A 21,848-nucleotide genomic window follows, 5' to 3' on the forward strand; every position below is an offset into this window, starting at 1 on the left:
CCGAATCCCCTACCGGCCCCTACCGGTGCCGATCGGGGCCGCCGGATCAGCTCGCCGCCGCCCGGGCCAGCCGGCCGCGGTCGATCTTCCGGTTGGAGTTCAGCGGGAACTCGTCGAGGTGGGTGTACCGGCGGGGCAGCATCCCTTTCGGCAGGATCTCGGCGAGCTGCTTGGCGAGCTGGGCGGCGGGCACCTGCTCGCCGGTGTAGTAGACGACGATCTCCACCAGCCCGTCGACGGTCCGGGTGACCGCCACCGCGTCCCGTACGCCGGGGCAGCCGGCGAGGGCGTGCTCGATCTCGGCCAGCTCGATCCGCCAGCCGTTGACCTGCACCTGGGCGTCCCACCGGCCCAGGTAGACGAGTTCGGAGTTGGCCAGCTGGCGCACCCGGTCGCCGGTGCGGTACCAGCGGCGCCCGTCGTGGTCGAGGAACCGTCCCTCGTCGTCGGCCGGGTCGAGGTAGCCGGGGGTCATCTGCGGGCCGGTGACGCAGAGCTCACCCTCGTGGTCGGACAGTTCCCCGTCGGGGGTGCGCAGCAGGGCGTCGTGCCCCTCGTGCAGGTGCCCGATCGGCACCAGCCCGTTGACGCAGAGCCCCGGCGAGGTCTCGGGCGACCAGCGGTGGCCGGTGATGGTGAGGGTCAGCTCGGTGGGGCCGTAGATGTTGGCCACCGTGGACCGGTCGGCGGCGGCGTGCCAGTCGGCCAGGTCGGCCGCGCGCAGCGCCTCTCCCGCGAACAGGCTCCAGCGCAGCCCGGGCATGCCGCCGGGGCGCAGGCCACCCAGCCGGCGGATCAGCGTGATCGCGCTCGGCGCGGAGAACCAGACGGTCACCGCGCGCTCGGCGAGGAAGCCGGGCAGGTCCCGGTAGGCCTGCGCGGGCACCGGCTGCACGGTCGCCCCGGCCCCCCAGGCGCAGAACATGTCGAACGCCGCGCAGTCGAAGTTCAGGTCGAAGGTCTGCGAGAAGACGTCCGTGGTGTGGAAGTCGTAGTGCCGGTCCACCAGCCGGAAGTAGTGGTCGGTCATGCCGTAGGTGATCGGCACGCCCTTGGGCCGGCCGGTGGAGCCGGAGGTGAACAGCACGTAGGCCACCTGCGACGCGGTGACCGGCAGCGGCGCGTCGAGGGGCCGGTCGCCGAGCGGGATGCGCGCCGCGCCGGGCACCGCGTCGGCGTCCAGGCCGGGCGCGAGCACCGGCAGCTCCAGCCCGGCGCCGGCCAGCTCGCCGAGGGTGGCCAGGCCGGCCTCGTCGGCCACCACGGCGGTCGCGCCGGAGACCTCCAGCATCCGCCGGGTCCGCGACACCGGGAAGCCGGCGTGCAACGGTACGACCGTGGCGCCGGCGTACAGCACGGCCAGGATTCCCGCGTACGCCTCGACGCTCTTGCCGGTGAGCACCGCGACCGCCGCCGGCGGCTGGTCCCCGGCGGCGCGCAGGGCCGCGGCCCGGGCCAGCGCCAGCTCGTGCAGCTCCTCGTAGCTGACGGCGCGGGATCCGACCCGCAGGGCCGTGCCGGTGGGGTTGGCCGCCAGGCCGCGAAGGAAACGCGCCGACAGGGCGGGACCGTCCACGTCTACCATCCGGTGCTCCAACAGTAAGGGGCGACAGGGGTTGTCGGCCGCTCGGGCAGGTACTTGTATCGAGGTCACCGCCGACACCGGTTCCGACAGATTCGGAGTGACCCATGCTGGACGAACGGTTCGAGGGGATCCTGCGGGGTTACCTGGCCTTCCTGTCGCCGACCGACACCCTCACCGAGGACACCCCGCTGCGCGACTTCGGCCTGGACTCGATGGCCACGGTGGAGCTGATCTCCGACCTGGAGTCGACGTACCGGATCCGGTTCGTCGACGACCTGCTGAGCCTGGAGAACTTCGCCACCCCGGGCACGATCTGGGCGAGCCTCACCGCGTTGGGCGTCACGGGCCAGGTGACCGAGGCCCGGGTCGGCCACTGACCCGTGACGCCCGTGTGAGGCAATGCTGGTGCAGCCCCGTACCCGCGGAAACCCCTAGCGCCCCCTGACGTGCGCGGCCGCCGGCGGCCTTGCGGTCGACGGCTTCGCGGAACCTGTGGACATACGACGGCGTCCCGACCGGTCCGGTCGGGACGCCGTCGGGTGTCCGGACAGCGGAGCGCCCGCCCGGAGCACGGTCCCGGGTGCTGCGGGCGGGCGCGGTCCTCATCCGGCCAGTTCCTCCCAGTCCTGCCCGGCGTGGAGCAACCCGGTGGTGGCCCCCTCGCCACGGGACTCCGACAGCCGCTTGCGCAGCTCGTGCTCGGCCGGCAGGTCGGTGCGGCGGGTGATGCCGAGCTTGCGGTAGACCCGGGTCAGGTGCTGGTCGACGGTGCTGACGGTGATGTACAACGTCTGGCTGATCTCCCGGTTGGTGTGCCCCAACGCGGCCAGCTTCGCCACCCGTCGCTCGGCCTCGCTGAGCACGTGCCGGCCCTCCTTCTCCCGGTCGTGCCAGCGGCCCACCAGCGCGGGCGGCTCGACCGGACGGTCCCCGCCGGCGGGGACGGCCGGCCCGGTGGTACCCGCCTGGGCCACCTGCGCGGCCCGCCGGGCCAGCACCCGGGCCCGGTCGAACTCACCGAGCTGCTGCCGGACGACGCTGAACGCGGTCAGCGACCTGGACAGCTCCAGCCGGTCGTCGGCCGCCTGGAGGCACTCCACGCTCTGCCGCAGCAGCGTCGGACGCTGCGCCGGCTCGCTGGCGGCGGCGAGCACCCGCAGCGAGATGCCCCGCACCCGGACGTCGGCCGCGCGCGCCCGCTCCAGTTGCTGGGTGAGCAGGTCCCGGGCCTCGACGGAGCGGCCCAGCCGCAGGTTCACCTCGGCCAGGTCGCTGCGCCACGGGATCAGCGCCGGCACGTCCACGTCCCATTCGCGCATCAGCCGGCCGCACAGCTGGAAGTCCCGTCCGGCGGCCAGCACCCGGTCGGTGGCCAGGTGGAACTGCCCCCGCGCCCGCAGGTACGGCAGGCTGAAGACGGTGCCGAACATCGAGTCGGGCACCGGCGCCTGGAGCACCTCGGCCGCCTCCCGGAGCTCGCCCCGGGCGGTGCGCGCGACGATCAGGGTGGCGCGCGGCTGACCGATCAGGACCCCCCAGCCCTTCTCCGGCAGCAGGGCCAGCGCCTGCTCGGCGTGCCGGATCGCGTTGACCAGGTCACCGCGCCGGTAGGCGATGCTGCCGGCCAGCGAGGAGAGCACCGCCTGCCAGGTGACCTCGCCACGCTCCGCGGCCTGCCGCATCAGCCGGTCGCACCAGGTGCGGGCCAGCTCCGGCTTGTTGCCGCGCTGCACCGCGAGCACCGCCGCGGCCACCACCTCCAGCGGGGTCTCACCGATCTGGCAGCTGCGCAGGATGTGCTCGGCACTGGTGGTGGCGGCCTCCCCGCCGCCCCGGCCCCAGAGCGAGGTGAGTCGCTGCGCCGCGTCCGCCCAGAGGTCCCTCGGGTGGGTGGTGCCGCTGGGCCCGAACTCGGACAGGCGGCCCCGCGCCGGACCGAGGAACCAGTGGAAGCTGACGGCCAGCTCGGCCGCCGTCTGCGCGTCGATCGGATCCGCGGACGCGCCGAGCGCGGTGGCGGCCCGGGCCGCCGCGTCCTCGTCGCCGTTCCACAGGCTGTAGCGGATCACCGCCGCCGCGTCCGGGCCGTGCAGTTCCCCGTCCTGCACCGCGCCCTGCAGACACGGCAGGTACGCCAGCGTGGCCGACGGGTTCCGTCGCCAGAGCGCGCCGGTGAGCGCGTGCATGATGGCGATCCGTTCCTTCCGGTCGGTGCAGCCGGAGAGCGCCAGTTCCAGGCAGCGCACCGCCAGGCCCGGGTCGTCCGCGGCCAGCGCCTGGTCGGCCGCGGTACGCAGCACCCCGACCGCCCAGTCGGCGGGCACCTGCTCGGCGTTGAGCAGGTGCCGCCCGGCCTCGGCCGCCGGGGCGCCCTGCTGGTGGAGCAGGTCGGCGGCGCGGACGTGGACGGCGGACCGTTCCGCCGGGGTCATGTTCTCCAGCACCGTGGTGGCACCGAGCGGATGGCGCATGCGGCAGTCCCGCAGTACGCCCGCCTCGGTCAGTATTCCGACGATCTCCTCGGCGGTTTCGTTCCGCATTCCGAGAAGACGGCCGATCAGGGCCGGATCGGAACGCTCGTTCAGTACCGCGGCCGCGGCTGCCACGTCCAGCAGCTGCGCGTCCCACCGGTGCAGGCCGGCCAGCACGGCGTGGGCATATCCGTCACCGACGACGGGCGTGGCCCCGTCCTCGATCCCGGCATCCGACGCATTGTCGTCGAGCAGCGCGTGGACCAACAGCGGATTACCGTTTGTCAGCTCGTGGTATTCCTCGGCCACCGACTCGGGCGCCGTCTTTCCCCATTTCCCGGTGAGCAGATCGGCGATGTCCGGCACGGTCAACGCCGACAACCTGATGCTCTCGTGCGGTTGGCGGGTCAGTTCCGTGTAGAAAAGCGGCAGGGTCGGCCGGCGTCGGTGCCACTTGCCCAGGACGAGCAGCATTCGGGCCGCGTCCATCCGTCGTTGCAGCGACAACAACAGCCGCAGCGAGGCGGAATCGGCGAACTGCAGATCGTCGATCACGATCACGAGGGTGCGCTCCCGGGCCAGGCCCAGCAGCACTCCGCAGAACTCACGCATCCAGCCCGATCGAGCATCCGGCTCCGCCAGCGGGTCCGACCATCCCCCGTCCCGGTCACCCGCATCGGCCGAACCGATGAGCCGGGCGGCCCGTTCGGGCAGCGCGTCCACCAGGTCGGCACCGCGGAACAACTGATCGACCACTCCGAGCGGCACCGACTGCTCGGCCCGCGATGCCGTACCACTGAGAAGTAACGCCCCCGTCTCCACCGCGTAACGCGAAAATTGATGGAGCAGATATGTTTTACCGCTGGCGAGTCCCCCCTCGACGAGCGCCAGTCGACCGCTTGAGCCGTCGCATTGGCGAAGGAGCCCTTGCAACAGCGACAGGGCCCCCTCATATCCCATGGTCGCCACGTTTGCATACCCCTAAGTAGCGTAGTAGTCGAAACGCTCCAACACTGGTAGCCACGTTGCGGCGTATCATATCCACAGATCGACGGTGATGCTAGTCCGACCTCTTTAGCACAGATCGGGCACAAGGCCCTGGTCAGGCGCTTCTGTCGGCGATCCGATCCGGGCGAATTGCAGAATGTCCAGTTCGCCGGTGTATCCCATTTTTATTGCGACTGATCACGCCGCTGCGTTTGCCCCACTAATCAATCCGGAACGATGTGAGCGATCTTCAAATGTCACGAACCGTTACTTGATTCGGCAACTTATCGTTCACTTTTCGCTGATCGGCGGCGGCGGGATCCCGGCATTCGCGCAGGTCCGGTCCGCTCCTGCCGGGCCGCACCCGCCGGACGCTCAGCTCCGCCGCCGGCCCGTCGTCACCCGGCAGCGGTTGTGTGACCTGGCCGTGACCTACCCGGACCGGTCGGGACGTCTCGACGACCCGGACGAGAGGTGTTCCCCGCGCCGACCGTCCGGCCCGTCCTCCCCGCCGAACGGCGAGCCGGGACGGCCCGCCGGCCCGCCTCTCCCTCGTACGCGCCCATCGACCTGGCCGGTTGCCGACAGGTGGCCCGACCCACATTTCCGCATATCCGGCCGGGCTCCGGTGGCACCGAGGACCCGGGCCACCCGACCCTCGTTGCAGCACGTCCATCCGCTGCCATGGGGACGCTGCGCGCTGGACGGCAAGCGACGAGCGCCTACCAGCCGGCGGCTCCCCCGGTCGACCGGACGGTGCGGCGCGGACAAGAGCTCCCCGCTCTGCGGCCTGTCGCGCTGTCCCCGCCGGCCGTCACCGCAACACGCCGCACACCGTGCCGCGCAGGCACGGCGCCGGGACAGCGGGCACTGCGCCAGGCGGCAGGGACGGCTCTCGGGCAGCGACGAAGCGGCGCGCCCGACGAGGTCGTCGGGCGCGCCGCCGGAACGAATCGCACGTCCTGCTCGGACTCGGTGTCACCGCACCCCAGGTCACGGTCCCCGGCCAACGCCGGGGGCCAGCCCGCGTGCGGCAGGACGCCCCGCCCCACACCGGGCGCGGGGCGGGCCTGAAAGGCCCGCCCCGCCCGTGGGCTACTTGCTGGCCCGCACCGGCCCCGGCACTCCGGGGCTGACCGGCGCGGAGGCCTGCTTGCCGAGGTCCCGGTAGAGGCGCCCGGGCCACCAGCTCGCCCGGCCGATGTCGAAGGAGAGCGCCGGCACCAGCAGCGTCCGCACCAGGAAGGCGTCGAGCAGGACACCCACCGCGACGACCACCCCGAACTGGATCATGTCGACCACCGGCATGGAGGCGAAGACCGCGAAGGTCGCCGCCAGCACGATGCCGGCCGAGGTGATGACGCTGCCGGTGGTGGACAGACCACGGCGTACGCCTTCGGCATGGCCGTGTCGCGCGGCCTCCTCGTGCACCCGAGTCATCAGGAAGATGTTGTAGTCGACGCCGAGTGCCGCCAGGAAGACGAAGCTGACCAGCGGCAACTGCCAGGCCGTCCCCTCGTGCCCGAACACGTGCTTGAAGAGCAGGTGCGACGCGCCCAGTGCGGCGAAGTAGGACGCCACCACCGTGCCGAGCAGGACCAGCGGCGCCACCAGGGCGCGGAGCAGGATGATCAGGAACAGCAGGATCACGGCGAGCACGACCGGGATGACCACCCGGGCGTCCCGGCTGGAGGCCCGGTCGATGTCCAGGGTCTCCGCGGTGGTGCCGCCGACCTTCGCGTTGGCCCCGGGTACGGCGTGCACCGCGTCCCGGATCTCGTCGATGGTCTCCTTAGCCGCGTCGCTGTCGGGCGCGTCCCGGAGCACCACGTCGATGATGACCCGCTTGCCGTCGGGGCTGGGCGACTCCTGACCGACCGTCGTGCCCTCCACGCCGGCGGCGGCGGCCTTGACCGGCCCGGCCGCCGAGGCGTCGGCGACGAGGATGGCCGGGTCGGACGCGCCGGACGGGAAGTGCCGGGCGAGCTTCTCCTGCGCGGTGACCGACTGGGGCTTGGTCTGGAACACCTCGGTCTGGGCCAGCCCCATCTTGATGTCCAGCGCGCTGACGGCGAGGCCGCCGATCACGATCAGGCAGCCGAGCCAGACCACCCGGGGGTGACGGCCGACGGCGGTGCCGATCCGGGACCAGAACCCCCGCCCGGCCCGCGCCTCGTGGCCGAACTTCGGCACGAACGGCCAGAACACCCACCGGCCGGCGATCACCAGCAGCGCCGGCAGGATGGTGACCATCGCCAGGTACGCGCAGAGCACACCGGTGGCGCCGACCAGGCCGAGGCTGCGGGCGCTCTGCATGTCGGCCAGGGCGAGGCAGGCCAGACCGACCACGACGGTCGCGGCCGAGGCGAGGATCGCCGGGCCCGAGCGGCGCAGCGCGATGCCCATGGCCAGGTGCTTGTCGGCGTGCCGGCGCAACTCCTCGCGGTAGCGCGCGATGAGCAGCAACGCGTAGTCGGTGCCGACGCCGAACAGCAGGATCATCAGCAGACTGGAGCTGGCCGGGTTGACCGGCAGCCCGGCGTGTTTGGCGAGCAGGTACGCGACCCCCTGGGTGAGCGCGCTGGCGAAGCCGACGGCCAGCAGGGGGAAGATCCAGAGGAACGGGCTGCGGTAGATCAGCAGGAGGAGCACGATGACGATCGAGCTGGTCGCGATCATCAAATTGACGTCGAGGTTCTCGAACGCCTGCGTGTAGTCGTTGAGCAGGCCGCCGGGGCCACCGAGGTCGACGTCCAGCCCGGCCGGGGCGCCGGCCTGGGCGGCGGTGCGCAGGTCCTTGACCGCGAAGTCGATCTCGACGTCGTCGCGGGTCAGCGGCACCACCAGCATGAGCGCCTTGCCGTCCTGGGACGGGATGGCCGGCTGGATGGCCGCGCCGCCGTCGGCGAACTTCGCGAACGCCGTACGGTCGGCCTCCACCTTGCTGCGGTCGGCGTCCTGGATCCCGGACTCGCGGGTGTAGACGGCGACCACCGGGACGGCCTCGGAGGCGGAGCGGTACCTGTCCAACTCCTCCATGACGGCGGTCGACTCGGCGCCGCGCGGGAGGCTGCCGGACGGAGTCCGGTCCTCGTACTCCTCGATCTTGCCGAAGAGCGGGCCGAGCACGACGGCGAGGACTATCCACAACGCGAGGATGGCCCACTTGGTACGCCGACCACTCGGTAATTTGGCCAGTAGCCCGACAGAATCGCTCATTGAGCCGAAACCCTTCTATGCCCGTCTATGCCGATTTCATCGTCCAGGGCACGGAGATCCCGGCGTCGTCCGCCTGGGGACGGGGACAAGACCTCGTCGCTCATCGGGCCTGACGGCCATTTCCCGAAGGTGCCCCACCACGCGGGGCACGCTTCTGCGTATGCCCCACGCGTACATGCTAAGCAGTACGGCGGAACAGCGTCAAGCACTTCGGCAGAGTGTCCGGTCAGTTGGGAAACAAGCCCTCCCACCCGGGTTGAGCTGCGGGAATGGCGGTGACCCTGGGGTGGTCGGGCGGGCGGCTAGGGGATCCGGCGCCCGGGTTAGGGGGCGGCCGTTCTGTTCGTGCCGCCATCGCCGGTGGTTACGTGATAGTCCGACCGGTCGGTTGACGGCGGGTCGACGTCGGCGAGCGTGAGGGGCGACGACGCATGGTGGACAAACCACATTCCGACCTCGGGTCCCGGGTGGCCGAGCTGCATTCCGTCAAGGCCACGGCGGTCGCCGGCCCGGGGCCCCGCGCCTCGGCACAGCAGCACGCCAAGGGCAAACTCACCGTCCGGGAACGGCTCGACCTGCTCTTCGACGAGGGCACGTTCCGGGAGATCGAGCAGTTGCGCCGGCACCGGGCCGCCGGGTTCGGGCTGGAGGACCGCCGCCCGCACACGGACGGCGTGGTGACCGGCTGGGGCAAGGTCGACGGCCGGACGGTCTTCGCGTACGCGCACGACTTCCGGATCTTCGGCGGCTCGCTGGGCGAGGCGCACGCCGAGAAGATCCACAAGATCATGGACATGGCCGAGTCGGCCGGCGCGCCCCTGATCTGCCTCGGCGACGGCGCGGGTGCCCGTATCCAGGAGGGCGTCACCGCCCTGGCCGGATACGGCGGCATCTTCCGCCGCAACGTGCAGGCGTCCGGGGTGATCCCCCAGATCAGCGTGATGCTCGGGCCCTGCGCCGGCGGCGCGGCGTACTCCCCGGCGCTGACCGACTTCGTCTTCGCCGTCCGCAACGTGGCCCAGCTCTACCTCACCGGGCCCGACGTGGTGCAGGCGGTGACGGGCGAGACCGTGACGCACGAACAGCTCGGCGGGGCCGAGGTGCACGCCTCGGTCACCGGCACCGTCTCGTTCGTGCACGACACCGAGGCGGAGTGCCTGGCCGAGGTCCGACACCTGCTCTCGCTGCTGCCGTCCAACAACCGGGAACTGCCTCCGGTGCAGCCCACCGGGGACCCCCCGGACCGCCGCTGTCCCCGCCTGCTCGACCTGGTGCCCGCCGACCCCCGCGGCTCGTACGACATGCGCGAGGTGATCGGGGAGATCGTCGACGACGGGGACCTGCTCGAGGTGCACGCCTCCTGGGCCCGCAACATCGTCTGCGGGCTGGCCCGGATGGACGGGCACGTGGTCGGCATCGTCGCCAACCAGCCCCGGATGCTCGCCGGCGCCCTCGACGGGCCGGCCTCGGCCAAGGCGGCCCGCTTCGTGCAGACCTGCGACGCCTTCAGCATCCCGCTGGTCACCCTGGTCGACGTGCCCGGCTTCCTGCCCGGCACGGCGCAGGAGCACAGCGGGATCATCCGGCACGGCGCCCAGTTGCTGTACGCGTACTGCTCCGCGACCGTGCCCCGGATCCAGGTGATCCTGCGCAAGGCGTACGGCGGGGCGTACATCGTGATGGACTCCCGGTCGATCGGCGCGGACCTCTCGTTCGCCTGGCCGAGCAACGAGATCGCGGTGATGGGCGCCGAGAGCGCGGCCAACGTGGTGTTCCGCAGGGAGATAGCGGCGGCGCCCGACCCGGAGGTGGCCCGCCGGCAGCGGATCAAGCAGTACGAGCAGGAGTTGATGCACCCCTACTACGCGGCCGAGCGCGGCCTGGTGGACGACGTCATCGACCCGGCCGAGACCCGCGCGGTGCTCGTCGGGGCGCTGGAGACGCTGCGGGCCAAGCGGGTGCAGCTGCCGGGGCGCAAGCACGGAAACCCGCCGACGTGACCGCGGCGGAGGAGTTCGACGCGGCGCGGGTCCCCCGGCTGGTGGTGGTCCGGGGCGCGCCCACCGAGGAGGAGCTCGCGGCGGCCACGGTCGCCCTGATGTGCGCGCTGCGCGCCGCTCGGGGTACGGCCCCGGGCCGTCGGCGCGCCGAGGCGTCGTGGTCCCCGGCGGCGGACTACCGGGCGCCGGGTGCCTGGGCCTCGCGATGCCACTGACCGGGCCGCCGCCGACCCGGCCGACAACGTCGGGGTCGCCGCCGTCGCCGTCGACCGGGCCGACAGCGTCGGTACCGACGGGGTCGCCGTCGCCGCTCACCGCGTCGATGCCGTCGGGACCGACCCGACCGTCGGGACCGAGCCGGTGGGCACCGGCGGCGGCGGTCGCCGGCGGGGTCAGTCCTCGCGGACCAGGCCGGCGTCGCGCAGTTCGTCGAGCCACCGGCCGATGACCACGATGATCTCCGCGCGGTCCGCCTCCCAGCTGGTGGCCACCTCGTCCGCGGCCAGGTTGAGGTCGCCGCCGTGCCGTTGCAGCGAGATCCAGGAGACCGTGACGAAGGGCGGGTACCGGTACGTGACGGCGGTCGGCTGCCGGTGCAGGATCAGCCACCCGTCCGGAGACACCGTGACCTCCACGTTGTGCTCCCAACGCAGACCCACCATTCCTCCCGACATCACCCTCACCCGATCCCTCTGCGCTCCGATCACCGTCGCCCTCACCTCCCGGGCGATGGGCGGCCACCCGAGGGGTGAGCCCTCCCGGGCCGTCGGCCGCCAGTGCCCTCTCGTCCGCGCCGTCTCACCGTCCGCCTCGACGACCCGCGCCGGTCGCGCCGGGCGCGAATTGACACAGGAAGTCGAGCATCAATGCGACAAGTGAGAACGGAATGATTGTGGCCGCTTTCCCAGAGTCAACCTCGAACCGAACAGAAATCGGCTCGGGAATAGACCCCGGAGTCTTCTGTGTATGCCGTATACCGTTGTGTGCCGACCGTACACACCGCCCACTCGACGCGTCAACCCCACTACCGGGGCGCCGACCGGGAGGCGGCACGCCGATACCCCGACCTGGACCACCGGCGGCGGTTCGGAACTCCGCTGTGAGCAGCACCGACGCGGACCACCTAGGGGTCGGCGCCCGCGCCGAGGGGCCACAAATCAGGGTCATCCCCCATCTGATCCCGGACGACGGAAAATGAGTGAGGACGTTTCAGAACAGCTCAGCAAGCCGGCCGTCGGTGGCGATTCCGCGCATTGTCGAGCACGGGAAATCCAGCCGCGCCGCCTCCCATTGAGGGCTGCGCCGCCGCCGCCGGTCCACCCCTCGGCGACCCACCGGCCACGACCCGACCACCGGCGGACCGGCGCCGCCCGCGAGCCCCCACCAGGGCGCCCGACGCGGCGGCGAAAACGGTCTTGACCTGCGGCGGCGAAGCAGGTTGACAGGCGGACATCGAACTGCGTACAGTCTACACGAATCAGCGTATGAGGCACGCAGAAGACCACCCGGAGCAGGGACGGCAAGGAGTGCAACGACAATGGCCTACGAATTGGCAATAGAAGCCAGCGGGCTACGAAAGTCCTATGGCGACGTGCAGGTGCTCAAGGGCGTGGACATCACCGTCCCCCGGGGCAGCGTCTTCGCCCTGCTGGGCCCGAACGGATCGGGCAAGACGACCAGCGTCCGCATCCTCTCGACGCTCACCTCCCTCGACGCGGGCCAGGCCCGGGTCGCCGGCTTCGACGTCGTCAAGGAGCGGCGCAAGGTGCGGCGGGCCATCACCCTGACCGGCCAGTACGCGGCGATCGACAAGAACCAGACCGGCGAGGAGAACCTGCGCATGATGGGCCGGCTCACCGGCCTGTCCCGCGCCGAGGCGCAGGAGCGCGCGAAGCAGCTGCTCGCCCGGTTCGACCTGACCGACGCCGGTGGCCGGCGACTGGCCACCTACTCCGGCGGCATGGCCCGCCGGCTCGACCTCGCCGCGAGCCTGGTCGGAGCGCCGTCGGTGGTCTTCCTCGACGAGCCGACCACCGGCCTGGACCCGCGCAGCCGCCTCGCGCTGTGGGGCGTCATCGCCGACCTGGCCGCCAACGGCCTGACCATCTTCCTGACCACGCAGTACCTGGAGGAGGCCGACCGCCTCGCCGACCGGGTGGCCCTGCTCGACGGCGGCACCATCGTCGCCGAGGGCACCCCCACGCAGCTCAAGGAGCGGGTCGCGGGTCAGCGGCTCGACCTGGAACTGGTCGACCGCACGGCGCTGGAGGACGTCCTGGCGCTGCTGGGCGAGCGGGTGGTCACCAAGGATCTCGACCTGCTGACGATCGGGGTCACCACCGACGGCTCGGCCAATCAGGTACGGGCCGTGCTGGACGAGGCAGACCCGCAGCGCAACCGGATCACGAAGTTCCAGGTGCACAGCGCCACGCTGGACGACGTGTTCCTGGCGCTGACGGGCCACCCCACCCCGAGCCCGGAGGTGGAGAGAGTTAAGGAGACTGTCGGTGACTGAGTCCATCGTCCTGCGCAACCGGCCCCGGCCCACCTCGCTCGGGACCGACATGGTGACCATGATCGCGCGCTGCACCCGGCTGACCAGCCGGGACCTGGACGCCCTGATGATGGCGCTGATGCTGCCCATCATGATGATGGTGCTCTTCGTCTACCTCTTCGGCGGGGCGATCCAGACCGGCGGCGACTACGTCACCTACGTCTCCCCCGGCGTGCTGCTGCTCTGCACGGTGTGGGGCGCCGCGCAGACCGGCGTGGGCGTCGCCAACGACATGAGCACCGGTATCATCGACCGGTTCCGGTCGATGGACGTCAGCGGCGCCGTACTGCTCGGCGGCCACGTCACCGCCAGCGTCATCAAGAACATCGTCTCCACGGTCGTGGTGATCGCGGTGGCCCTGCTCATCGGGTTCCGGCCCGAGGCCAGCCTGCTCCAGTGGCTCGCCGCCGGCGGCATCCTGGTCACCTTCATCCTGGCGATGTCCTGGCTCTCCGCGGTGGTCGGCCTGCTCACCAAGTCCACCGACGCGGCGGCCAGCTTCGCCTTCATCATGATGTTCCTGCCCTACGTCAGCAGCGCGTTCGTCCCGATCCACACGCTGCCCGGCTGGCTGCAGGGCGTGGCCAAGCACCAGCCGTCCACGCCGATCATCGAGAGCGTCCGCGGGTTCCTGCTCGACCGGCCGGTCGGCGACAATCCCTGGATCGCCCTCGCCTGGTCGGTCGGCATCCTGGTCGTCTCCGTCACCCTCGCCGCGGTCTTCTTCCAGAAGAAGACGGACTGAGCGCGGGCGTCGGTCACCGGCAGCGAAGGCCCTTCTCCTCCCCCCGTTGGAGAAGGGCCTTCGCGCCTGCGCCGGCAGGGCCACCCGACAAGGGCGCCGCCTCCGTCGGGAGGCGGCGCCCTTCGGCGTACGCGGGCTCAGGCCGTCCTGCGCCAGAACACCCCGCCGTTGTCCACCGGCCGGATCTCGTCGGTGATCCCGTGCTCGTCGCGGTACTCATGCACCGCCGCCCGGCAGGGCTCCATGTTGTAGTCGTCGATGATGATGAACCCGCCCGCGGAGAGCTTCGGGTAGAGCGGGATCAGCGCCTCGCGGGTCGACTCGTACAGGTCGCCGTCGAGGCGGAGCACGGCGATCGAGGAGATCGGCGCAGCCGGCAGGGTGTCCTTGAACCACCCCTCCAGGAACTCCACCTGCTCGTCGAGCAGGTCGTACGCCTTGAAGTTGGCCCGGACCGCGTCCGCCGAGACGCTGAGCATGCTGTTCAGGTTGTGCAGGGCCATCTCCTGGTCCAGTGGGTGGCTGCCCTCCCCCGCCTCGGGCACGCCCTCGAAGGAGTCGGCGGCCCAGACGCGCCGGTCGGTGACGCCGTGCGCCTTGAGGATGGCGCGCATCAGGATGGTCACGCCGCCGCGCCACACCCCGGTCTCGACCAGGTCCCCGGGGATCCCGTCGGCCAGTACCCGCTCGACGCACGACTGCACGTTGTCCAGACCCTCGAGACCGACCAGCGTGTGCGCGGCGGAGGTGCCCGGAAGGCCCCCCTCGGGCACCGCCGCGCCCTCGGCCCCCGTCCACCAGGGAGCGGCGTTGTCGGTGTAGATCTCGTTGGCGATCACCTTCTTGATCAGCTCAAGGTAGAGCGTGACTCCCGTGTCGGTCATCTGTCCGTCCTCTTCCGCGGCCGGCGCGCGTGCCGACGCCGCTGTCGATCGGTCCTTGGTTGCCCTGCCGGACGCCGGTCGGGCCGCGCCGCATCCGGCACGGCCCGACCGCCGGCTGTCACCACCCCGCCGTACGGGTACGGCGGGACGACGTCAGAGGTGCTGCATGGCCAGCGCGCCACCGTCGATCTTGATCTGGCTGCCGGTGACGTAGCGCGACTCGTCGGAGGCCAGGTAGACCACGGCGTGCGTCACGTCAGCCTGGGTCACGTGCGAGATCGGCATGGCGTGGATGGCGCTCAGGATCGGCGCGACGTCCTCGACGGTGGGGTCGTCGAGGTCCGGCCGGTAGGTCTGGAACATCGACTTGTTGAACGCCATGTCGGTGTCCACGGTGGTCGGGTGCACCGAGTTGACCCGGCCGCTGGTCGGCGCGAGCTGGAGTGCGAGCGCCTTCACGTAGTCGACCAGGACGTGCTTGGCGAACCGGTACCCGGCGTACCCGGCGCCGGCCATCACGTCGGAGGGCATCGGCGGCAGGAAACTCGCGATCGAGCCGACGATGATCACCGACACGCCCTCGTTGAAGTGCGGCAGCGCCGCGTGCACCGTGTTCAGCACCCCGGCGAGGTTGACGTCGATGGTGCCGGTGAAGGCGGTGATGGGCTGGTCCGGCCCCATCGGCAGGATGCCGGCGTTCGGGATCAGGACGTCGATCTTCCCCAGCTCGGCGACGCCCTCCTCGATGGCCGCGCGCAACGCGCCGTAGTCGCGCACGTCCGCGTGCCGGACGACCACCCGGCGGCCGGCCTCCTTGACCAGGCGCGCCGTCTCCTCCAGGTCCTCGTTGCCGGCCATGCCGTAACCGGCCGAGTCGATGTCCCTGCAGATGTCGATCGCGATGATGTCGGCGCCCTCCTCGGCCAGCCGGACCGCGTGGCTGCGCCCCTGACCACGGGCCGCGCCCGTGATGACGACGACCTTGTTCTCCGCCCGCCCCATGTGGGTCTCCCTCTGCCGGATCGCGTGAAAGGTGAGTCGAGACCGACCGGGAGCAGCGCCGCGTGCGGCGGTAGTTCTCGCGTACGGTGGCCCGCTCGGGGCCGACGCTAACCAGGTACGGGACGCCTCAGTACCCCTTCCGACCCCTACTGGTCCCTTGGACGGCACGGCCGGCGAGGCCCAGAATGGGCGGCACCGGTGTCGCGACCCCGGCGGCGATCAGGGCCGTACGGGCTGAAACGTCGACTCTTCGCCGAAGGGACGACGGCATGCACCCGATGCTGCGGCGGCTCGACGACCTCGCCGCCCACCTGCGCACCCGCCCCGATGCCGTGGCACTGCTCGGCCTCGGCTCGGCCGGGGTGGCGTACGACCGCCTGGACGAGCACTCCGACCTGGACTTCTTCGTCGTGGTCGCCGACGGCGCCGTGCCCCGCTACGTCGAGGAGATCGGCTGGCTGGCGGCGCCGTGCCCGGTGGCGTACAGCTTCGCCAACGAGCGCAACGGCCGCAAGGCGCTCTACGCCGACGGGATCTTCGTCGAGTATGCGGTGTTCACCGTCGCGGAACTGGCGCGGCTGCCGTTCAGCGGCGCCCGGGTCGTCTGGCGGCGGGACGACGCGCCCGCCACCCTGGCCGAGTGCGGCCGGCCACCGGGCGGGCCGCCGTACGACACGGTGGAGTTCCACCTGAACGAGGCGCTGACCAACCTCTACGTGGGCCTACACCGGGAGCTGCGCGGCGAACGGCTCACCGCGGCCCGCTTCATCCAGTCGTACGCGGTGGACCGGGTGATCGCGCTGCTGCGCCTCACCGGGGCCGGGGCGGGGCACCGGCGCGACCCGTTCGACGCCAGCCGGCGCGTCGAGCAGGCGTACCCGCCGGAGGTCCTGCCGCTGGCCGCGATGGTCCCGGGGTACGCGCGCAACCGCGAGGCGGCGCGGGCGGTGTTCGGCTGGCTGGCGGAGCGGTTCCCGGTGGACCCGGTGATCGGCGAGGCGGTCCGGCGGCTGCTGGACGCCCCGCTCCCGCCTCCGTCGCCCAGCGACCTCGCGGCGCCGGACGCACCGTGACGATCAACCCGAGCGGCCCGAGGGCAGGTCGCTGATCCGCTCCCCCGCCGTCGCGTCGGGCGCGGGCCGGATCGATCGTTCCGGCCCGCGCCGACCACCGGCCGTATCACGATGTTCTTCGGTGGCCGGCGAGCGGCGGGCCCGCCCCCGGCCGCGCGGGCGGGCGGCGGCGGCGGCGGCGGCCATCGTGCACGGAACCGGTCGGGACGACGCCCCGCGGCGTGCCGACCGCCGACCGGCGGAAGGGGTGACGTGAGCGCGCTGGTGCTGATCGTGGTCCTGAGCACCACCGTGCTCGTCGGCACCACGCTCGGTGGCCGGTACAGCGTGGCCCCGCCGGTCCTGCTGATCACCATGGGTGCGCTGCTCGCGCTGCTCCCGCCGCTGTCGGAGGTGGTGCTGGAGCCGGAGGTGGTGCTGCTGCTCTTCCTGCCGGCGATCCTCTACCGGGAGAGCCTGGTGATCAGCATCCGCGAGATCCGGGCCAACCTGCCGGCGATCACGTTGCTCGCCGTGGTGCTGGTGGTGGTCACGATGATCGTGGTCTCCCTGACCGTGCAGCAGTTCGGCGTCGACCCGGCCGCGGCCTGGGTGTTGGGCGCGGTCCTCGCGCCGACCGACGCCGCGGCGGTCGCCGGCCTCGCCAAGCGGATGCCTCGCCGGCTGCTGACCACGCTCCGCGCGGAGAGCCTGATCAACGACGGTACGGCGCTGGTGCTCTTCTCCGTCACGGTCGGCCTGATCGCCGGGGGCGCCTGGCCGGCCGCACCGGTCCTGCTCGGCCAGTTCGCCGGCTCGGCGGCGGGCGGGGTCGCCGCCGGCCTGCTGGCCGGCGGGGTCGTGATCGCGATCCGTCGACGCCTCGACGACCCGCTGCGCGAGGGCGCGCTGAGCGTGCTGACCCCGTTCCTCGCCTTCCTGCTGGCGGAGCTCGTCCACGCCAGCGGGGTGCTGGCGGTGGTGGTCGCCGGCCTCGTCCTGTCCTACTTCGGACCGCGGGTGATCCGGGCCCGGTCCCGGGTGCTGGCGTACGCCTTCTGGGATCTCTCCACCTTCCTGATCAACGGTTCGTTGTTCGTCCTCCTCGGCATGCAGATCCCCCGCGCGGCGAGGAGCATCACCAGCACCTCGACGGTGCAGGCGCTGACCATCGGGGCGGTGGCGGCAGCGGTGGTGATGGTGACCCGGATGATCCTGGTGCAGATCTCCGGCTACGGCCTGGAGGTCGTCGCCCGGCGCAGGTCGCGAGTCAGGGGCCCGACCGGCTACCGGGTGCGCACCGCGGCCGGATGGGCGGGCTTCCGTGGCGCGGTGTCCCTCGCGGCGGCGCTCGCGGTGCCGGTGACGACGAAAGCGGGAGATCCGATCGCCGAGCGTGACCTGATCATCTTCTGCACCGCGATGGTCATCGTGCTGACGATGGTGATCGAGGGCACCACCCTGCCCGCGGTGGTCAACTGGGCGCAGCTCAAGGGTGACGTGGAGCGGGAGGACGAGATCCGGCGGGCCCGGACGGCGGCCACCAGGGCGGGCCTGGCCGCGCTGCCCGAGGTCGCCGCCGGGCTCGGCATGGAAGCGGACACGGTCGACCGGCTCCGCGCCGACTACCAGCGACACCTGGAGGAGACGCTCGCCGCTGAGACGGGCGACGAGGCCGCCCAGGCCCGGGAACAGGACCGCCAACTGCGGCTCAGCCTGCTCGACCACAAGCGCCGCGAGGTCAACCGGCTGCGCGACAACAACGAGATCGACGACGCCGTGCAGCGGGAGGTGCAGGCCGCGCTGGACATCGAGGAGATCCGGCTGCTGGGGCCGAGCACCAGCGAATGACGCGCCGGCCGACGCGCGCACCGCCCGCCGCCGCACTCGCGCCGCCGCGTCCGGCCGGCTGGCATCATCCCGTCATGATCGAGTACCCGGAGACCGGTCCGCCGCGCCCGCTCGACCCGCTACTGGACGCCGCGCTCGGCCCCCGCCCCGCGCGGGTCCCGCTCGACGTCGAACGGCTGGAGTCGGTGGACTGCGGCAGCTACGTACGGGAGAAGGTGAGCTACGCCGTCACCGCCGACCAGCGGGTGTCGGCGTACGTCTGCGTTCCCAAGGGCGCGGACGGCCCGCTGCCGGCGGTGTTCTGCCACCACCAGCACGCCGGGCAGTTCCACCTGAGCAAGAGCGAGGTGGTGGGCCTGGCCGGCCACCCCGACCAGGCGTACGCGCGGGAGCTGGCCGAGCGGGGCTTCGTGACGATCGCGCCGGACGCCATCGGGTTCGAGGAGCGCAACTGGAGCCCGGACGGCCGGTCGAACGTGTGCTGGTTCGAGCTGTCCAGCCGGCTGGTGCGGGGACGGACGCTGCTCGCCAGCTGCCTGCACGAGGTGTCCGTGGCGCTGGATCACCTGGTGTCCCGCCCCGAGGTGGACCCGAACCGCCTGGGCTTCATCGGCCACTCGTACGGCGGACGGACGGCCCTGTGGGCCCCGGCCTTCGACCACCGCATCACCGCCTCGGTGTCGCACTGCGGCTGCATCCCGTACCGGTACTCGCTGACCCACGACACCGGGGTGCAGGCCGAGTTCGTCCTGCCCGGGTTCGCCGCCGCGCACGACCTGGAGGACGTGCTCGCCCGGTACGGCCCGGCGGCGCTGCTCATCTCGGCCACCACCGACGACCGGTGGAGCCGGGGCGCGGAGGAGCTGTTCGCGCACGCCCGCCGGTCCCTCGGCGACCGGGTCGAGCTGGCGATGTACGGGGCGGGGCACGTGTTCACCGCGCCGATGCGCGAGCGCGCCTACGCCTTCCTGCGCCAGCGGTGCTGACCGGCGTCAGGCACCCAGCCGCTGCCGCGCCAGGAACTTCGGCACGACCATCCGCCACGCCTCGGTCACCAGCTCGGTCATCTGGTCGTGGTCGAGCCGGTCGAGTCGGCAGCAGACCCAGTGGAAGCGCAGGTCGGACGCGCCGGGCAGGAAGAACAGGTCCGGCTCGGCGGCGACGAGCGCGTCGCGTTCCTCCTTCGGGTAGCCGAAACCCATCGTCGTCTCGTCGCGGGAGAACGCGACGTAGACGATGGCGCCCACCCGGAACTTCACCCGGTCGCGGATCAGGTGCTCGGTGGTGCGCGGCAACGTCAGTGCCAGCGACCGTACGTCGGCGACGGTGACCATGCGCCGACCGTAGCGGCGGGGGCCGACATCCCCGGACGCTCAGCGCTCCCGGGCCTGGTTGACCCGCACCGCCCGCAACAGGGTGCGCGGAGCGGCGAGCGAGTTCGGGTGGCGGCGCATCTCGACGACGGCGTCGAAGCGCCGGGCGGTCACCGGGTCGGTCACCGAGGCGGCGGTGATCTGGTCGGCCACCCATCGGGAGATCCGGTGTCCCGGCGGGCGGGGGCCGGGCACCGACGGGCGGGCCAGGTCGGCGGAGGTGGACATCCCCCAGGCCGCGTCGACCACGACCCGCTGCAGCGCGAGGAACTCCCGGGCCGGGCGGCGCAGGTCGGGCCCGGAGCGGAGGTACTCCGAGAGGCAGGAGGCGTGCAGGGCCGCCGACGACATGCCCTGCCCGTAGATCGGGTTGAACGAGGAGACCGCGTCACCGACCGCGACCAGCCCGGCCGGCAGCCGGCGGAGGCGGTGGAAGTCGCGGCGCCGGCTGTCGGCCTGCCGGTAGGTGCGAACCGGCCCGAGCATCTCGTTGGCCACCACCCGGGCGAACTCGGGCGGAAAGTCCTCCCGGCACCGGCGGACGAGGTCGTCCGGGTCGCGGCCCGGCCGGCCTTCGCCGTAGCTGCCGAGCATCACGATCCACCGGTCGCCCTCGATGGCGGAGAAGGCGGCGCCGGCGATGTCGCCCCCCGCCGCGGCGGTGCAGCCGGCCAGCACCGCGACCGGCACCGGGTGCTCTTCGCTACGCCGGAACGTGGCGGTGGCGTAGTGCAGGTTGATCGCCATCCGGCGCATCGGGGGGCGTTCCCACCCGCCCTGCTCCAGCCAGTCGCCGAGGCGGCTCGACCGGCCGGTGGCGTCCACCACGAAGTCGGCGGGCGTGACGATCGGGCCGGCGGCGCTGTCGTGCCGTACTCCGGTGACGGCAGCGCCGGCGAAGTCGAGGCTGGTGACGCGCCCGGGCAGCAGGGTCACGTTGGGCAGCGCCAACGTGCGACGGCGGAGCAGCCCCTCCAGGAAGGGCCGGCTCCCCGCGATCATGTCGACGTCCGAGCCCGGGACCTTGCGTCGGCCGTCGAGGTAGCTGCGGCGAGCGGCGGCGGGAAGCAGGACGGCACCCTCGGCCACGGCCTCGCGGGAGAAGCCGGGGAACCACCGGTCGATCTGGTCCCGGCCCGCCGGGAGCAGGACGTGCATCTGGGTGCCCTGCGGCACACCGGCCCGGTGCGCGGTGCCCGCGCCCAGCTCGTCCCGGTCCACCACGAGCACGTGCTCGGCGTGCTCGGCGAGCACCCGGGCCGCCAGCAGCCCGGCCACGCTCGCGCCGAGCACCACGGCCCGGCCCATGATCACCGATGGTGCCGTCGCGGGCCGGGTGGCACCGAGCCGGGCGAAGACGCGCGCGGGCGAGTTGTACATCACGACCTCCCGGGGGGCGGCGGTCCGGGTGCCGGCGTCGTGGCGCGTCCGGGGCGTCCCTGCGGGTGGGCTGGGCGAAACCGGGCTGCGGGCATCGACGGGGCAGGCCGAGCGGAATCGGCTCTGCGGTGAGCCTCGCCGGCGAATCTAACCGCCGGGCCGCCCGCCTGCCTCCGTCGCCACTGTCGCGATTCCGACGGTTGCCGCACACCGGTGAAACCGGCCATTCGGCGCCTCCGCGACCGACCCTACTTCCGCCGGTTCCGGTCCGCCGCCCGGTCGTACTCGGCCTGGGCCGCCAGCACGGTGCCCAGCTCGCTCTCGACCAGCTCGATCAGCCCGATCAGCCGCTCGGCCACCCGGGTGCCGAGCGGGGTGAGGCTGTACTCGACGTGCGGCGGGATGGTCGTCTGCACGTCCCGCCGCACCAGGCCGTCGCGCTCCAGGGCCTGGAGCGTCTGGGACAGCATCTTCTCGCTCACCCCGTCGACGCGGCGGCGCAGCGCGTTGAACCGGTACGCGCCCTCGTGCAGCGCGGAGAGGGCCAGGATCCCCCACTTGCCGGCGATGTTCTCCAGCGTGCGACGCGAGCCGCAGCCGCGGGCGAAGACGTCCGCGACGAGCTGGTCGTCGGCGTCCCTGGCGTCCGCTCCGCCGGGATTGGTGAGGGGAGCAGTCATGGCTCGACGGTACCCGGCCGACACCCTCCGATCCACCGCACTTACCCATGGGTTGGCACTTTCCA

At 72.2% G+C, this 21,848-nt stretch carries 17 protein-coding genes; 8 read left to right on the forward strand and 9 right to left on the reverse strand.

Features of this window, described 5'->3' with window-relative positions; genetic code table 11:
- Positions 1 to 46: 46 nt before the first annotated feature.
- A complete protein-coding gene (locus GA0074696_RS23000) occupies positions 47 to 1,585 on the reverse strand; it encodes an AMP-binding protein (RefSeq protein ID WP_088963025.1) in 1,539 nt (512 codons plus the stop codon).
- Between the two features lie 104 nt (positions 1,586 to 1,689).
- Here GA0074696_RS23000 and GA0074696_RS23005 point away from each other — a divergent pair, with 104 nt between their 5' ends.
- Positions 1,690 to 1,962, forward strand: a complete 273-nt coding sequence (locus tag GA0074696_RS23005) for an acyl carrier protein (RefSeq protein ID WP_088963026.1) — start codon at positions 1,690 to 1,692, stop codon at positions 1,960 to 1,962.
- Between the two features lie 225 nt (positions 1,963 to 2,187).
- Here GA0074696_RS23005 and GA0074696_RS23010 read toward each other — a convergent pair whose 3' ends face one another.
- Positions 2,188 to 5,016 carry an AAA family ATPase gene (locus tag GA0074696_RS23010; protein ID WP_088963027.1) on the reverse strand — a complete coding sequence of 943 codons (2,829 nt, stop codon included), beginning with the start codon at positions 5,014 to 5,016 and terminating at the stop codon, positions 2,188 to 2,190.
- 1,122 nt (positions 5,017 to 6,138) lie between these two features.
- Positions 6,139 to 8,262: an MMPL family transporter gene (locus GA0074696_RS23015; RefSeq protein ID WP_088963028.1), complete on the reverse strand. Its 2,124-nt coding sequence runs from the start codon at positions 8,260 to 8,262 to the stop codon at positions 6,139 to 6,141.
- 431 nt (positions 8,263 to 8,693) lie between these two features.
- Here GA0074696_RS23015 and GA0074696_RS23020 point away from each other — a divergent pair, with 431 nt between their 5' ends.
- Both GA0074696_RS23020 and GA0074696_RS23025 read left to right on the forward strand, forming a co-directional pair.
- Positions 8,694 to 10,262: an acyl-CoA carboxylase subunit beta gene (locus tag GA0074696_RS23020; protein ID WP_088963029.1), complete on the forward strand. Its 1,569-nt coding sequence runs from the start codon at positions 8,694 to 8,696 to the stop codon at positions 10,260 to 10,262.
- Entirely contained in the window at positions 10,259 to 10,477 is a 219-nt protein-coding gene (locus tag GA0074696_RS23025) for an acyl-CoA carboxylase epsilon subunit (protein WP_088963030.1), read from the forward strand. The genes GA0074696_RS23020 and GA0074696_RS23025 overlap by 4 nt, the downstream gene beginning before the upstream one ends.
- A gap of 177 nt (positions 10,478 to 10,654) precedes the next feature.
- Here GA0074696_RS23025 and GA0074696_RS23030 read toward each other — a convergent pair whose 3' ends face one another.
- Positions 10,655 to 10,921 carry a hypothetical protein gene (locus GA0074696_RS23030; protein ID WP_157746089.1) on the reverse strand — a complete coding sequence of 89 codons (267 nt, stop codon included), beginning with the start codon at positions 10,919 to 10,921 and terminating at the stop codon, positions 10,655 to 10,657.
- An 878-nt stretch (positions 10,922 to 11,799) separates the two neighbouring features.
- Between GA0074696_RS23030 and GA0074696_RS23035 the strand changes: the two genes are divergently transcribed.
- The gene (locus GA0074696_RS23035) at positions 11,800 to 12,777 is read left to right on the forward strand and encodes an ATP-binding cassette domain-containing protein (protein WP_088963032.1); all 978 of its coding nucleotides are present in this window, start codon (positions 11,800 to 11,802) and stop codon (positions 12,775 to 12,777) included.
- On the forward strand, positions 12,770 to 13,561 hold the full coding sequence (locus GA0074696_RS23040) for an ABC transporter permease (RefSeq protein ID WP_231925120.1): 792 nt from the start codon (positions 12,770 to 12,772) through the stop codon (positions 13,559 to 13,561). The genes GA0074696_RS23035 and GA0074696_RS23040 overlap by 8 nt, the downstream gene beginning before the upstream one ends.
- A 137-nt stretch (positions 13,562 to 13,698) precedes the next feature.
- Here GA0074696_RS23040 and GA0074696_RS23045 read toward each other — a convergent pair whose 3' ends face one another.
- Both GA0074696_RS23045 and GA0074696_RS23050 read right to left on the reverse strand, forming a co-directional pair.
- On the reverse strand, positions 13,699 to 14,445 hold the full coding sequence (locus GA0074696_RS23045; protein ID WP_088963033.1) for a TylF/MycF/NovP-related O-methyltransferase: 747 nt from the start codon (positions 14,443 to 14,445) through the stop codon (positions 13,699 to 13,701).
- A gap of 153 nt (positions 14,446 to 14,598) precedes the next feature.
- Entirely contained in the window at positions 14,599 to 15,447 is an 849-nt protein-coding gene (locus tag GA0074696_RS23050; protein WP_088963034.1) for a mycofactocin-coupled SDR family oxidoreductase, read from the reverse strand.
- A gap of 269 nt (positions 15,448 to 15,716) precedes the next feature.
- On the opposite strand from GA0074696_RS23050, the gene GA0074696_RS23055 reads away from it, so the two are divergent.
- From GA0074696_RS23055 to GA0074696_RS23065, 3 genes are all read left to right on the forward strand, one after another.
- Entirely contained in the window at positions 15,717 to 16,520 is an 804-nt protein-coding gene (locus tag GA0074696_RS23055) for a hypothetical protein (RefSeq protein ID WP_088963035.1), read from the forward strand.
- A gap of 252 nt (positions 16,521 to 16,772) precedes the next feature.
- On the forward strand, positions 16,773 to 18,350 hold the full coding sequence (locus tag GA0074696_RS23060) for a Na+/H+ antiporter (protein ID WP_172894398.1): 1,578 nt from the start codon (positions 16,773 to 16,775) through the stop codon (positions 18,348 to 18,350).
- A gap of 74 nt (positions 18,351 to 18,424) precedes the next feature.
- Entirely contained in the window at positions 18,425 to 19,336 is a 912-nt protein-coding gene (locus GA0074696_RS23065; protein ID WP_157746090.1) for a dienelactone hydrolase family protein, read from the forward strand.
- Between the two features lie 6 nt (positions 19,337 to 19,342).
- Here the strand turns inward: GA0074696_RS23065 and GA0074696_RS23070 are convergent, their stop codons facing one another.
- The 3 genes from GA0074696_RS23070 to GA0074696_RS23080 form a co-directional block, all read right to left on the reverse strand.
- A complete protein-coding gene (locus GA0074696_RS23070) occupies positions 19,343 to 19,684 on the reverse strand; it encodes an MmcQ/YjbR family DNA-binding protein (protein WP_088963037.1) in 342 nt (113 codons plus the stop codon).
- Between the two features lie 39 nt (positions 19,685 to 19,723).
- The gene (locus GA0074696_RS23075) at positions 19,724 to 21,103 is read right to left on the reverse strand and encodes an NAD(P)/FAD-dependent oxidoreductase (protein WP_172894400.1); all 1,380 of its coding nucleotides are present in this window, start codon (positions 21,101 to 21,103) and stop codon (positions 19,724 to 19,726) included.
- Positions 21,104 to 21,351: 248 nt separating this feature from the next.
- Entirely contained in the window at positions 21,352 to 21,783 is a 432-nt protein-coding gene (locus GA0074696_RS23080; RefSeq protein ID WP_088963038.1) for a winged helix-turn-helix transcriptional regulator, read from the reverse strand.
- Between the last annotated feature and the right edge of the window lie 65 nt (positions 21,784 to 21,848).

Origin of the sequence: Micromonospora purpureochromogenes, assembly GCF_900091515.1 — a bacterium.
In the GTDB taxonomy this organism is placed as follows: Bacteria; Actinomycetota; Actinomycetes; order Mycobacteriales; family Micromonosporaceae; genus Micromonospora; species Micromonospora purpureochromogenes.

What these genes read in the sequence shown, in the direction of transcription:
- GA0074696_RS23000 (WP_088963025.1), bottom strand. Translation starts at nt 1,585, where the DNA reads ATGGTAGACGTGGACGGTCCCGCCCTGTCGGCGCGTTTCCTTCGCGGC.
- GA0074696_RS23005 (WP_088963026.1), top strand. Translation starts at nt 1,690, where the DNA reads ATGCTGGACGAACGGTTCGAGGGGATCCTGCGGGGTTACCTGGCCTTC.
- GA0074696_RS23010 (WP_088963027.1), bottom strand. Translation starts at nt 5,016, where the DNA reads ATGGGATATGAGGGGGCCCTGTCGCTGTTGCAAGGGCTCCTTCGCCAA.
- GA0074696_RS23015 (WP_088963028.1), bottom strand. Translation starts at nt 8,262, where the DNA reads ATGAGCGATTCTGTCGGGCTACTGGCCAAATTACCGAGTGGTCGGCGT.
- GA0074696_RS23020 (WP_088963029.1), top strand. Translation starts at nt 8,694, where the DNA reads ATGGTGGACAAACCACATTCCGACCTCGGGTCCCGGGTGGCCGAGCTG.
- GA0074696_RS23035 (WP_088963032.1), top strand. Translation starts at nt 11,800, where the DNA reads ATGGCCTACGAATTGGCAATAGAAGCCAGCGGGCTACGAAAGTCCTAT.
- GA0074696_RS23045 (WP_088963033.1), bottom strand. Translation starts at nt 14,445, where the DNA reads ATGACCGACACGGGAGTCACGCTCTACCTTGAGCTGATCAAGAAGGTG.
- GA0074696_RS23050 (WP_088963034.1), bottom strand. Translation starts at nt 15,447, where the DNA reads ATGGGGCGGGCGGAGAACAAGGTCGTCGTCATCACGGGCGCGGCCCGT.
- GA0074696_RS23055 (WP_088963035.1), top strand. Translation starts at nt 15,717, where the DNA reads ATGCACCCGATGCTGCGGCGGCTCGACGACCTCGCCGCCCACCTGCGC.
- GA0074696_RS23065 (WP_157746090.1), top strand. Translation starts at nt 18,425, where the DNA reads ATGATCGAGTACCCGGAGACCGGTCCGCCGCGCCCGCTCGACCCGCTA.
- GA0074696_RS23070 (WP_088963037.1), bottom strand. Translation starts at nt 19,684, where the DNA reads ATGGTCACCGTCGCCGACGTACGGTCGCTGGCACTGACGTTGCCGCGC.
- GA0074696_RS23075 (WP_172894400.1), bottom strand. Translation starts at nt 21,103, where the DNA reads ATGTACAACTCGCCCGCGCGCGTCTTCGCCCGGCTCGGTGCCACCCGG.
- GA0074696_RS23080 (WP_088963038.1), bottom strand. Translation starts at nt 21,783, where the DNA reads ATGACTGCTCCCCTCACCAATCCCGGCGGAGCGGACGCCAGGGACGCC.